Source organism: Nocardia violaceofusca NBRC 14427 (assembly GCF_963869435.1).
GTDB lineage: Bacteria > Actinomycetota > Actinomycetes > Mycobacteriales > Mycobacteriaceae > Nocardia > Nocardia aobensis.
The window spans coordinates 53,792-66,024 of the sequence record NZ_CAWMPM010000009.1 but is presented as its reverse complement, the minus strand read 5'-3'; the positions used below and the strand labels follow the sequence as shown (position 1 = coordinate 66,024).

12 protein-coding genes are annotated in these 12,233 nt (G+C 70.0%); 6 read left to right on the top strand and 6 right to left on the bottom strand.

Features of this window, described 5'->3' with window-relative positions:
* Nucleotides 1-28: 28 nt before the first annotated feature.
* The 3 genes from AC5592_RS08480 to imuA' form a co-directional block, all read right to left on the bottom strand.
* A complete protein-coding gene (locus AC5592_RS08480; protein ID WP_036498328.1) occupies nt 29-796 on the bottom strand; it encodes an alpha/beta fold hydrolase in 768 nt (255 codons plus the stop codon).
* 88 nt (nt 797-884) lie between these two features.
* Nucleotides 885-2,489 (bottom strand): DNA polymerase Y family protein, encoded by a 1,605-nt coding sequence (locus AC5592_RS08475; RefSeq protein WP_036498327.1) that lies wholly within the window; start codon nt 2,487-2,489, stop codon nt 885-887.
* Nucleotides 2,490-2,511: 22 nt separating this feature from the next.
* On the bottom strand, nt 2,512-3,243 hold the full coding sequence (imuA', locus tag AC5592_RS08470) for a DnaE2-dependent mutagenesis accessory factor ImuA' (RefSeq protein WP_036498326.1): 732 nt from the start codon (nt 3,241-3,243) through the stop codon (nt 2,512-2,514).
* A gap of 405 nt (nt 3,244-3,648) precedes the next feature.
* On the opposite strand from imuA', the gene AC5592_RS08465 reads away from it, so the two are divergent.
* The gene (locus AC5592_RS08465) at nt 3,649-4,794 is read left to right on the top strand and encodes a serine/threonine-protein kinase (RefSeq protein ID WP_036498315.1); all 1,146 of its coding nucleotides are present in this window, start codon (nt 3,649-3,651) and stop codon (nt 4,792-4,794) included.
* A gap of 7 nt (nt 4,795-4,801) precedes the next feature.
* Here AC5592_RS08465 and AC5592_RS08460 read toward each other — a convergent pair whose 3' ends face one another.
* Together AC5592_RS08460 and AC5592_RS08455 are read right to left on the bottom strand one after the other, a co-directional pair.
* Nucleotides 4,802-5,464 carry a response regulator gene (locus AC5592_RS08460; RefSeq protein WP_036498325.1) on the bottom strand — a complete coding sequence of 221 codons (663 nt, stop codon included), beginning with the start codon at nt 5,462-5,464 and terminating at the stop codon, nt 4,802-4,804.
* Nucleotides 5,465-5,618: 154 nt separating this feature from the next.
* On the bottom strand, nt 5,619-7,118 hold the full coding sequence (locus AC5592_RS08455) for an ATP-binding protein (RefSeq protein WP_198163789.1): 1,500 nt from the start codon (nt 7,116-7,118) through the stop codon (nt 5,619-5,621).
* Here AC5592_RS08455 and AC5592_RS08450 point away from each other — a divergent pair.
* From AC5592_RS08450 to AC5592_RS08430, 5 genes are all read left to right on the top strand, one after another.
* Complete coding sequence (locus AC5592_RS08450; RefSeq protein ID WP_084506474.1) at nt 7,105-7,485, top strand: MspA family porin; 381 nt, start codon at nt 7,105-7,107, stop codon at nt 7,483-7,485. The two genes, AC5592_RS08455 and AC5592_RS08450, sit on opposite strands and share 14 nt — an antisense overlap.
* Nucleotides 7,458-7,571, top strand: a complete 114-nt coding sequence (locus AC5592_RS08445; protein WP_371507151.1) for a hypothetical protein — start codon at nt 7,458-7,460, stop codon at nt 7,569-7,571. Before AC5592_RS08450 ends, AC5592_RS08445 begins: the two co-directional genes overlap by 28 nt.
* 203 nt (nt 7,572-7,774) lie before the next feature.
* On the top strand, nt 7,775-8,410 hold the full coding sequence (locus AC5592_RS08440; RefSeq protein ID WP_198163787.1) for an MspA family porin: 636 nt from the start codon (nt 7,775-7,777) through the stop codon (nt 8,408-8,410).
* 64 nt (nt 8,411-8,474) lie between these two features.
* Entirely contained in the window at nt 8,475-10,259 is a 1,785-nt protein-coding gene (locus tag AC5592_RS08435) for a PspC domain-containing protein (protein WP_063063871.1), read from the top strand.
* Entirely contained in the window at nt 10,252-10,473 is a 222-nt protein-coding gene (locus tag AC5592_RS08430; protein WP_036498309.1) for a hypothetical protein, read from the top strand. The genes AC5592_RS08435 and AC5592_RS08430 overlap by 8 nt, the downstream gene beginning before the upstream one ends.
* An 87-nt stretch (nt 10,474-10,560) precedes the next feature.
* On the opposite strand, the gene guaA is transcribed toward AC5592_RS08430, so the two are convergent.
* Nucleotides 10,561-12,141: a glutamine-hydrolyzing GMP synthase gene (guaA, locus tag AC5592_RS08425; RefSeq protein ID WP_371507150.1), complete on the bottom strand. Its 1,581-nt coding sequence runs from the start codon at nt 12,139-12,141 to the stop codon at nt 10,561-10,563.
* Between the last annotated feature and the right edge of the window lie 92 nt (nt 12,142-12,233).

Here is a 12,233-nt window from a genome sequence, read left to right as displayed (position 1 = left end):
GGTGCGGAACGGGAATCGGCCCCCACGTTCAGTGCTCCAGGAACGGCAGCACCACCGAAGCGAATTCCCGATACCGGTCGCGGTGGATGCTGTGCCCGCAGGTGAAGGCCTCGACCCGGCAGTCCGGCACGCTGGCGCGGAAGATCTCCAGCTTCTCCGGATCGACCATGCCGCCGGGACCGCCGCGCAACATCACCGTGGAGGCGGTGATATCCGCCAGCCCCTCCCACCATTCCGGATGCGGTTTACGGAACTGCTCGAGCGCCGGAGTGGTCATCGACCGATCGAAGGCGAGGACCGCGCGCGGGTGACGCAGCAGACTGGTGGTGGCATGCCACAGTTCCGGCACCGACGGCAGCCGCCGGGTGAGGGTGAGTTGTTCGTCACCGGAGCGCAGCGGCAGCGGCTGCTCCTCGAGTACCAGCCGCCGGACCAGCGCCGGTCGTTCGATGGCCACCCACGAGCAGGCGTATCCGCCCAGCGAATGGCCGACCAGATCGACAGTGGGCAGTTCCAGCCGATCACAGAGGTTCAGCAGATCCGCGCCGAAGTCCTCGAACCGGTACGAGGCGGTGTGCTCGCTGCGGCCGTGGCCGCGCAGATCGGGGATGATCACCCGGCGCCCGGACCGGATCAGCGCGGTGGCGAAGCGATCCCAGGTGTGGCCGTCGCCACCCATCCCGTGCACCAGCACCACCGGGATCTCCGAGAGCGGATGCGTGGTCGGCGCGCTGCCCGAATCCCGATAGGCGATCTGCACCCCCGCCAGGGGCACCCGGATGACGTTCGACTCCACGATCAGCCAGGGTACGTCGCCGTGGGCGCCGTCGCCGCAGCGTGTGGGGTGTTCCATAGCCCGCGCCCGGGCCGGGGCTACGCCAGCCCTATTCGTAGAGGCCCTCCACGTGCCAGATGTGGTCGTAGCCGAGCAGCAGTAGGGCACGCTCCTCGGTGTCGAGCAGGATCTGCACGCGGACGGCGCCGCCGGAATCGCCGGTGGCCCACCAGCGTTCGTCCAGCAGCCAGGGCCCGGCCCAGCCCGCGACCGGCCACGACTTCTTGCCCCAGTGCAGTTCGGCCGGTTCGGCGGTGAACTCGCCACGATCGGTGAGCCAGATCGGGCTGCCGTCGCCGGACTCCAGCCGGACCTCGGGACGGTTGCCCAGCACCACCGCGGGGGCCGGTTGCGGAAGCCGCCCCGGCCACGGCAGGCCGGGGTCGGCGGCGGGGACCAATTCCTCACCGAAGGTGATCAGGGTGACACGTTCGACGGGTCCGCGACCGCCGCTGAGGACACCGATCCGCACCGCCTCACCGCCCAGCAGACCCTGCACCCGGGTCAGGGCACGGCGGGCGCGTTGATCCTCCTCGCCGACCCCGCCCCAGAGCCCGAGTTGCAGCGCACCGGCCGCCACCACCTCGACCGGTTCCAGGCGCAGCAAGGTGATCGGAGCGGACGGCGGCGCTTCGGCATCACCCGTCCGCCCGTGTTTCCCGGCGTTCCGGGCGCGGTGGGTGAGCCAGCCGTCCAGCTGCCAGCGCACCCGGTCCGCGGTGGTTTCGGGGGTGAGCGGCTGGGCACACCGCCAGATTCTGGACAGGGCTTCCCCGGCCCCGGTTTCGGCGTGGACCGCGAGCCGGGTGCAGGCCACCGAGGCCGCCGCCAGTCGTTCGTGCAGCCGGGTGGCGAGCATACGACCGGCGAAGGCGGCGGCATCGACCCGCTCGATCGGCGGATCGCACCGGTACTCCACCATCAGATCCGGGGCGGGCGGGGCCGCCGAGGGCGGGCGCTCCGGTTCGGCGCGGGCACACCGGTGCGCCCGGATCGCGTCGGCGCCGAAACGGGAGGCGACCTCGGCGGGCGTGAGGGCCGCGAAATCACCGATCCGGCGTAAACCCAAGCGATGCAACAGATCCACCAGTTCGCCGCGTTCCGGCGGAGCCAGGCTCGGCTCGACGGCCAGCTCGCCCACCGGCAGCGGCGCCAGGAAATTCGCGGCGGCGCCGGGCGCGACGATCTGCGCCCGGCGCGCGGCGATCACCGCGGCCGACAGTTCGTCGGCGATGCCGATGCGGCATTCCACACCGAGTGCGGCGACCGCGTCGACCAGGCGTTCGGCGGCCTCCTCCTCGGAACCGAAGTAGCGGGCGGCGCCGCGGGCGGCGAGGACCAGTAGGCCGGGCCGCAGGACCTCCACGCCCGGCACCGTCGCGTCCACGGCCGTCGCCACCGGTTCGAACAGACGCGCGTCGCGGTCCGGATCCGCCTGCGCCACATGGAGGTCCGGGCATCGCGCCTGCGCCTCGCGCCTGGTCAGACCGCGCCGCACTCCCGCGTCGCGCGCCACCGCCGAACAGGCCACCACTCGATTCGCGTGCAGTACCACCACCGGTCGCAGCGGTGAGAGATCGGCCACGGCGGCGGCCGCGGCGGCCGGCCAGTCCGGACACCACACCGCCAGTACGCGAAATCCGGGGCGTTTCATCTCGCTCCCCTGCCGCGTTTCATCACGCACCCACTGCCGACAGTGTCGTCGGCGGCGAATCCGATTCCGGGACAAGCCATTCGACCCGGCCGTCACGCGGGCACAGATCGAGGGTGCCGGTGCGTTCCGGTGCGGACCGGCCGCGCACGCAGACGTCCAGGCGCACCGACCGCAGCCGGCCGCGGCCACGCCCCAGGCCCGAATAGCCCGCGACCCGGGTGTCGATCCGCAGCATCGGACCGCTCCAGGCGCCGCCGGTCACCACGAGCGTGGACCCTTTGCTGCGGGCGCGGGCGGCGAGAATTCGAGTTCGGCTGGGCGGCACCGACATACCGGCCAGGCCGACCACCACCAGATCCAAACCATCCAGCAACACTGCGGCGACCTCCACCGGATCCGGGCCGGGCTCCGTCACCACGGCCAGCCGGCCCAGATCGGCGCCCATCTCGGCGGCGGCGAGCAACCCGAGCCGCGGCAAACCGATCGCCGCGGCGTAACCGCCACCACCGGTCACCGCGGCCAGCAGGCCGGTCAGCAGCGACCCCGCACCCGAGTAGGCCACCACCGACCCCTTCGGCACCCCACCCTCGGGCAGCAGTCCGGCCAGGGCGGGCGGTACGGGAAGCAGCTCTCTGCGCAGTTCAGCGGCGGTCGGCGGGCGTTCCACGACCTCGACCCCACGGGCCGGAACCGCGGCCATCCGCCGCCGCAGCTCCGCCAGCTGCACGGCTCGCGCATCACCCGCCGAACCCATCTCGCCGACCACCTATCTCTCACCGAATGGACTCCACCGCACTCGATGCACCGCACCGCCGCATCGGCTACATTCCGCTCCTCCTCCACCTCACCCGCCGCGCCGGAGCCCGCCTCCCGCGACAGCGCCCGGAAGCATCGACGAGAGGTGCAGCACCGATTCAGCTATCGATCTTAATCGAATATACGTTCGATCCGGTGACAGTAGAACCTTCCGACCGGTCTCCGTCAAGCCGCACCGGCCCACGTGTCACATCAGCCCCACTGCGACTGTTCCGTCACCGGTCGCGGCTGTTGTCCACGCCACCCGTCAGTGACATCCGACGGCCTGCCCGCCGGGCTGTGACCGCCGCCAACCCCGGTCCGAAGCAGGCCGGTCGCCCTGGTTTTCGGCTATCCTCGCGCCGTGACCGAACGCGCCCGCCCCATCGTCGGCCCCGACTATCTCGTCGCCGGCCGTTACCGCCTGCAGTCCAAACTCGGAGGCGGCGGTATGGGTGCGGTATGGCTCGCCACCGACCGGCTGCTCAACCGCGAGGTCGCCATCAAACAGGTGCTCACCACCGCGGGACTCAGCGAGGCCGAGGCGACCGAGGTGCGCAACCGGATCGTGCACGAGGGCCGCGTCGCGGCCAAGCTCTCGCACGAGCACGCCATCGCCGTCTACGACGTGGTGCTCGAGGCGGGGGAACCGTGGCTGGTGATGGAGTATCTGCCCTCGCGCAGCGTCGCCAAGGCGCTCGCGCTGGCCGACACCCTCTCCCCCATCGAGGTCGCACAGATCGGTGCGCAGGTGGCCGATGCGCTGGCCGCCGCCCATGCCGCCGGGATCGTGCATCGCGATATCAAACCGGGCAATATCCTCGTCGCCGATCGGGGCTCCGACGTGGGCAAGGCCAAACTCAGCGACTTCGGTATCTCCAGTGCCGGTGAGGCTTTCGACGAGCCGGAGGACGTGATCACCGGCACCCCGTCCTATCTGCCGCCGGAGGTGGCGCGCGGTGCTCAGCCGGGCCCGGCCAGCGACGTATTCTCCCTCGGCGCAACGCTGTACACCGCGATCGAGGGGCATCCGCCGTACGGATTCGACGACGACAACGACGTCATCGTCACGCGTGCGGCGATGGCGCAGATCATTCCGCCCACTCGCAGCGGACCGCTCACCCAGGTGCTGCTGCACATGATGGAGCCGGCGCCGCAGCGTCGCCCCACCATGGCCGAGGCGCGCGAGGAAATCCTCACCGCCGCATTCGGTCCCGGCACCGGACCCTATATTCTCGGCGCCCCGATCCGCACCGACGACGGCACGATTCCGGCCTGGGCCGCCCGCAATTCGGCGGCCGGACTGCGCAGTCCGCATTCCGCGCCGCTGCCCCGCCCGCCGCGGGTCGTCGCGGCCGGAGCCGTTGCGCAGCAACCGAAATTGGGGAAATCGAAACTCGTCGACATCGACTTCACGAAGTTCGGGCCCAATGCGGCGCCGCTCGCGATCGCGGTGGGCCTGCTGATCGGACTGCTCATCCTGATCGTGGTGCTCGTCGCCGCGATGTAGGCGCGACTCAGTCGATGCGCCGGCGGTGCGCCCAGCGTGTCAGCGCGTTGCGGTTGGACTGCTGGGTTTTTCGCAACACGTTGGAGGCGTGGGTTTCCACGGTCTTCACCGAGATGAACAGGGTTTCGGCGATTTCGCGATAGGTGTAGCCGCGGGCCAGCAGCCGCAACACCTCCAGTTCACGCGGGGTCAGCGAATCCAGTTCCGGGTCCAGCGGGGGTTCGGGAGCCGGTGACCGCCCGGTGAACGAGTCCAGCACGAAACCGGCCAGCCGCGGACTGAACACCGCGTCGCCGCCCGCGACGCGCCGAATGCCTTCGGCCAGTTCGGAACCGGAGATGGTCTTGGTGACGTAACCGCGCGCGCCCGCACGGATCACCGCGATCACATCCTCGGCGGCGTCGGAGACGCTCAGCGCCAGGCATACCGGGCCGTTACCCGACGCCGAACCGTTCGGGCGATCGTCGATGCCCTGCAGGACCGCCACACCCCCGCCGTCGGGCATATGCACATCCAGCAGCACCACATCGGGTCGCGCGGCATCGATCCCGGCCACGGCCTCGGCGACGGTACCCGCCTCCCCGACGACATCCATATCGGCTTCGCGGCTCAACTCCGCCCGCACCCCCGACCGGAACACGGCGTGGTCGTCGACCAGAAAAACCCGGATCGTCACAGTTCTCCTCACCTCGAGCCGGCCCGCTGCCGGGCGCGGCGGCGCCAACTCATCGGTACCACATCGGTGGTCGGGGTGCTCGGCACCGGCCTCGAGGACGGCGGCATCACCGTCGGTCCGAATTCTGTCCACTCCGCGGGTGCGTCCGCTAGTGCGACCGGCGGGGGCCGGTCTCCGCGGTCTCCCCTCGCGATCCCCCGGTCTCGGCCTGATGCGGCCCGGCCTGCTGTGTCTCGGCCTGCTGCGGCCGGTCCTGCGCATCGCCGGCGCCGTCCGTTTCGCCGGAGGCGGGCATCTCGGTCTCGGCGTCGTCGAACCCGCCGGTTTCGCTCTGACCTTCGGAATCCTTGCGGGGCATCATGATTCGCACCTCGGTGCCGCGGCCGGGTGCGGTCTGCACCTCGACGGTGCCGCCGCGGCGTTCGATCCGGGCGTGAATGGATTTCGCCAGGCCCTGCCGGTCCGCCGGAACGGCGGCCGGATCGAAACCGGTGCCGCGATCGCGCACGAAGATGCTGACCTGATGCGGTTCCACCTCGGCGAAGACGTCGATCGTCGGCACACCGGCATGTTTGGCGGCGTTGACCAGCGCCTCGCGGGTGGCGCCGAGCAGGGCGGTGAAATGTTCCTTCGGCAGGCCGAATCCGGTGTCGCCGACATCCATCGAGACGTCGCCGACGGTCACCGGAGTGACCTGGACGCCGTGCTGGTCCTCCACCTCACCGGCGATCGTGCGCAGGGCGGCGGCCAGGCTCGACTGCGCGGGCATGGAATCCTCGAACAACCACTTCCGCAGTTCCCGCTCCTGGCTGCGGGCCAGCCGGGCGACCTCCTGCGGGTCGTCGGCCTGCCGCTGGATCAGCGCCAGGGTCTGCAGTACCGAATCGTGCAGATGGGAGGCGATCTCCTCGCGTTCCTCGTTGCGGATGCGGGCCGAGCGTTCGGCATTGAGGGCGCGCATCATGCGCAACCACAGCGGCACCGTCAGGAGACCGACGCCGATCAGGGTGACCGCGACCGCGATCAGCGCCGAACCCAGCGAACTCAGGTTGATGCGGGCCAGCACCACCACGCCCAGCCCGACCACGATGAGCGTCGCCCCGGCCAGGATGCGCGTCCAGGTGAGCACGGTCGGCCGGGCGGGCAGACCCAGAATGGAACGCGGCCCCTCGGCATCGAATTCGCGCCACACCAGCGCCGCGCCGACGGCGACCACGATGATCGGCGCCACCACCCGCGCCGCGGTCCCGTTGAACAACCACGCCATCGAGACCGACAGCGCCAGCCCGAGCAGCACCAGCCCGACGGCTTGCCGCCGCTCGGACGCCGTGGGCGGCGGGCCGTCCGCACCGGAGGAGGTGAAGATCCACAGCAGCCCGTAGGCCACGATCCCCGCCCCCATCAAGGCCGACAGCAGGACGAACGCCATGCGCACCTTGAAGACGTCGACACCGAGATGGTCGGCGATACCGCCCGCGACGCCGCCGACGACCCGCCCACCGGATCGCCGCAGCAACCGCGGCTGCTCGAGGACCGGATCGGCGCCCCGGCCGTCCGGCCCGAGACCGTCCACACCGGCGTGAGGTTCGAACCCCACGCGACCGTCGAACCCCGAGCGCGCGTCGAATGCGGGCATGGACGGGTACATGCCTTCGATCCTGGCACGTCACCCCGACAACCGACCATCGGGAAATACCCGGATTCCCGATCTCGGGGTTGTCCGGTCCGGAACGCGCCCGGGGCCGGACCGGACTTTCCGGTCGCTCGATTACGCGGCCCATCCGGTGACCGCGCTGAACGGCATGCCCACCAATCGAGAAGTGTTCCTGGACAACACGTCCTACGCGCGGATACCGAGCGGCACCGGAACGTTGAAGGCTGGCTGTTTCGTCGCGTGCGCGGTCGATATCGACCTCGGTTTCAGCGCCGACGCCTCGGCCTCGGCGCCGGGGAGACCGACTCTCTCGTCAGCCGGGACTTCCATCTCATGGTGCAGGGATGCGGCGGTCCGCTGACCATCCGCGCCTACGGCAGGATCGAGGTCTCCGCGGCAGAGGTCGACGGGAACGGCGCCGTCTTCGCGGATCCGACCGTGCTCTGAGTGGCTCTGAGTGCCGTATCCGGGACCGTGCCGCCCCTACCGCGGCCGGTCCCTGCCACGCAGGGGACACAGGAGACTCCCAGCACCTTGCCAGTGACACTGGAGCTCGACTCGCGACGATCTTGGTGAAATATCGCGGCGGACCGCGGTCCGCGGGCGGATCGCGCATGCTCGCGTCGAGGCTGCCGATCCGGGGAGTACATGTGCGCAAGTGGGTAATGGTCGCGGTGACAACGATCGGGGGATGCACCGTCGCCGCCACGTCGGCGGCGGGCGCGTCCGCCGCGCACGAGCGCACGTACTCGGTGCCGGAATTCACCTACACGGTGGGCAATTCCGATCAGCAGGCCCATTCGATCCCGCCGCTGAACGGAATGCCCACCAACCGTGAGGTGCTGGTCGACGGCACCTTCTACGGGCGGGTCGCGGCACCGGCGACCGGCAAACTCCACGCCGGATATCTGGTGGCGTGCGCCGCCGAAATGGACGCCTCGGTGGCGATCCAGGCCGGACTGTCCGGATTCTCCGAACTCTCGGGCAATCTGTACATCGCCCCGAGTCAGGTCAGTCCCGGCCTGTACTGGGATGTGGTCGACGGGACGATCTCGGGTTCGGCGACCGTCGACACCACCCTGAAACCCGGGAAGGTGACCGATGTGAAGGTCGCCGACAAGGATCTGAAGTCCGATACGACCGGCACCCTCTACAGCCGCGATTTCCGCATCGAGGTCGACAACTGCGCCGGGCCGCTCACCGTCCAGCCCTACACCTCGATCAATGCCGACACTCCCGGCGACAGCGGGACCGGCATGATCCTGGGTGATCCCATCCAGATGTAGTTCAGGTTCGGTTTCAGGGTGAACCCCGATGCCATTCGATACTGCTCACGGCCACCATTGAGCTATGACCACAGCGAGCGGCGGGACCGGCGGCACGAGCCGGACGGGATTCAGCGAACAGCTCCAGCACCTGTGGCGGACGCGTCCGACACGGCTGCCGGGACAGAGTCCGGTCGCCGGCGTGGCGTCCGGATTCGGCCGTCGCTACGGCGTGGACCCGGTCCTGATCCGGGTCGCGTTCGTGGTGTCGACGATCTTCGGCGGTGCGGGCATCGTGTTGTATCTGGCGGCATGGTTGCTGCTGCCCCCGGCGGGTGATGCGGTATCACCCGCGGAGGGGCTGATCAGTCGCGGACGGAGTTCGCAATCGTCCACCAAGACCATCGTCCTGATCGTCGCCCTGGCGATCGCGGTCACCACCATGGGTCCGGTGGGAGTCGGACTCGGCGGCTCGGGGGTGATCAGTTTCGCCCTGATGGTGGCCGGTTGGTGGTTGCTCTACATGCGGCAGCCGGAACCACCGTTCGACGGCTCGTATCCGCTGGCGGCCGAGGGCGGTATCGCGGCGACGGGATATCCGGGGGCGAGCTTCCCGGGTGGGTCGCCGTGGAGCGGGAGTCAGTACGGACCGTTCACCAAACTGCCCGACCACTACGAACCGGATCCGAACCGTGTTGCGGGCAGCCAGGTTCCGGCCACGCCCACACAACCCGCGAACGGCGACGTCTCGACGGCAACCGAACCGATCGGCGCAGCCGCCACGACCCCACTGCGGGTCGATCCGGTCACGGTGACGCCGGAGAGTCCTCCGGACGAAGCACGAGCCGACTCGCCCGACACTGCGAGCTCAGCCGACGAAGTGACCGAAAGCATGGCGACCGAAGGCGTTCCGACGGCAGAGGAACCCGGTACCTCCGGACCCGTTGCCGCCGAATCGGACTCGCCCTCCGACGAGATGACCACCGACGAGATGCCGCCCGACGATCGCCCCACGGTCGCGATGACCCGGCCGCTCCCCGTCGAATCCGAAGCGGCGGCAGTCTCGGCCGAGCACACGGCCGAGGACGAGTCCGGCCCGGATGATTCCTCGGGCCCCGGCGGAAGTGCCCGTCCCACCCCGACACCTCCCCCCGGCCCGCGCCCGAGCGGCACCCGCCCGATCCCGGACCCGGCGCATATCGGCCCCACCCCGGCAGGCTGGGATCCGCTCGGCGTGGCGCCGATGGCCTGGGATCTGCCCGCCCCCACGCAGGAACGCCCGGTGGCCGTCGTCCCGGCACCGCGGCCGCGGTCCCGGCTCACCCCGGTGGTGATCGGCCTGGCCGTCCTGGCGGCAGCGGCCGCGGGCGCGGTGGCCGCCGCCGGAGCGGACTGGATGACCCCCGCGCGGATCGGCGCGGTCGCCCTGGCGGTGGTCGGCCTCGGCCTGATCGTCGGAGCCTTCCTGCGCCGCGGTTACGGCTTGATGGTGGTGCTCGCGCCGCTGGCCGGCTTCGTCATCCTCGCCTCGATGGTCGGCCCGGTCGAATTCGATCGCGGGGCCATGGGCGACCACGTCTGGACCCCGGCCACGGCCGCCGATCTGGCGCCGGAATACAAGATCACCATGGGCTCGGGCACGCTCGACCTGCGCCAACTGCCCCTGACCGAGAATCGCACGGTCCACGTGAATGTGCAGATGGGCGATTTCCGGGTGCTGGTGCCGGAATCGATGCGCCTGCACGCCACCTGCAACGCCAGCATGGGCGATGTGTCCTGTCCGCAGGGGCCCACCGGACCGGCCGACGGGCCGATTCTCACTCTCGACATCGATGTCCACGCCGGAAACGCGGAGGTGAAACGTGGCTGACAACGAAACGGCCGACACTCGGACCGACACTCGGCGCGGACCGTCGTTCTCGCTGCTGCCGGCCGGAATACTCGCCCTGCTGGTCAGCGTCTGGGCCTTCATCGGCCCCACCTCCTGGCCCTTCCACAGTGCGGTGCCGGTGGGCTGGATCGTGGTGGGCGTCGCGGTGGTCGTGGGCATCGCCCTGGTGATTTCACCGCGAAGGAAGAAATAGCGTCCGGAAGAGGGCGCCCGACAGAAAGAAGGGGCCTTCCAGCCGACGCTGGAAGGCCCCTTCTCCGCTATCGGTCGAGACAGCCGCTCACTCCCATTCGATGGTGCCCGGCGGCTTGCTCGTCACATCGAGCACCACGCGGTTGACCTCGGCCACCTCGTTGGTGATGCGGGTGGAGATGCGTTCGAGCACCTCGTAAGGCAGGCGGGTCCAGTCCGCGGTCATGGCGTCCTCACTCGACACCGGCCGCAGCACGATCGGATGGCCGTAGGTGCGCCCGTCGCCCTGCACGCCGACGCTGCGCACATCGGCCAGCAGGACCACCGGGCACTGCCAGATCTGCGCGTCCAGGCCGGCGGCGGTCAGCTCCTCACGCGCGATCGCGTCGGCCTGCCGCAGGGTTTCCAGCCGGTCCGGGGTGACCTCCCCGATGATCCGGATCGCCAGGCCCGGCCCCGGGAAGGGCTGGCGCGCAACGATGTCCTCGGGCAGCCCGACCTCGCGGCCGACCGCGCGAACCTCGTCCTTGAACAGCAGTCGCAGCGGTTCGACCAGCTCGAATTCCAGATCCTCGGGCAGGCCGCCGACATTATGGTGGCTCTTGATGTTGGCGGTGCCGGAACCGCCGCCGGACTCCACCACATCCGGATACAGGGTGCCCTGCACCAGATATTCGACCGCGGGTCCGTGACCGTCCTCCTCGCCGGTGGACTTCACGACCTCGGCGACCGCGTCCTCGAAGGAGCGGATGAACTCGCGGCCGATGATCTTGCGCTTCTCCTCCGGATCGGTGACCCCCTTCAGCTCACCGAGGAACTTCTCCACCGCGTCGACGGTCACCAGTTTGGCCCCGGTCGCGGCGACGAAGTCACGCTGCACCTGCTCGCGCTCACCGGCCCGCAGCAGGCCGTGGTCGACGAATACACAGGTCAGCCGGTCGCCGATAGCCCGCTGGACCAGCGCGGCCGCCACCGCGGAATCCACTCCGCCGGACAGCCCGCAGATCGCGTGCCCGTCGCCGATCTGCTCACGCACCTGCTCGACCAGCGCGTCGGCGATATTGGCCGGCGTCCAGGCCGCGGGGATACCGGCGATTTCGTGCAGGAACCGGCTCAGCACCTGCTGACCGTGCGGCGAATGCATCACCTCGGGGTGGTACTGCACACCGGCCAGCCGCCGGGCGCGATCTTCGAAGGCGGCGACCGGCGCACCGGCCGTCGTCCCCGTGACCTCGAAACCGGCCGGGGCATCGGTGACCGCGTCGCCGTGGCTCATCCACACCGGTTGCACCGTCGGCAGTCCGCCGTGCAGGACGCCGCCGTCGATGTTCAGTTCGGTGCGGCCGTACTCGCGGGTGCCGGTGTGCGCGACCGTGCCGCCGAGCGCCTGCGCCATCGCCTGGAATCCGTAGCAGATGCCGAAGACCGGGATGTCGAGGTCGAACAGCCGCGGATCGAGCTGCGGCGCGCCCTCGGCGTACACGCTGGACGGGCCCCCGGACAGGATCACCGCCAGCGGCTGCCGATCGGCGATCTCCTCCACGGTCGCGGTATGCGGTACCACTTCCGAGTAGACACTGGATTCGCGCACGCGCCGCGCGATCAACTGCGCGTACTGCGCCCCGAAGTCGACGACGAGAACTGGTCGCTGGGTTTCTGCCACCCGCACAGTTTAGTGAGCGCATCGGCGCACCTCGAGGGCGGGCGAGCCTGCCGGTCGCGGCCGTGACCGCCCCCACTCCGCCGATCCGACGCCGGTCG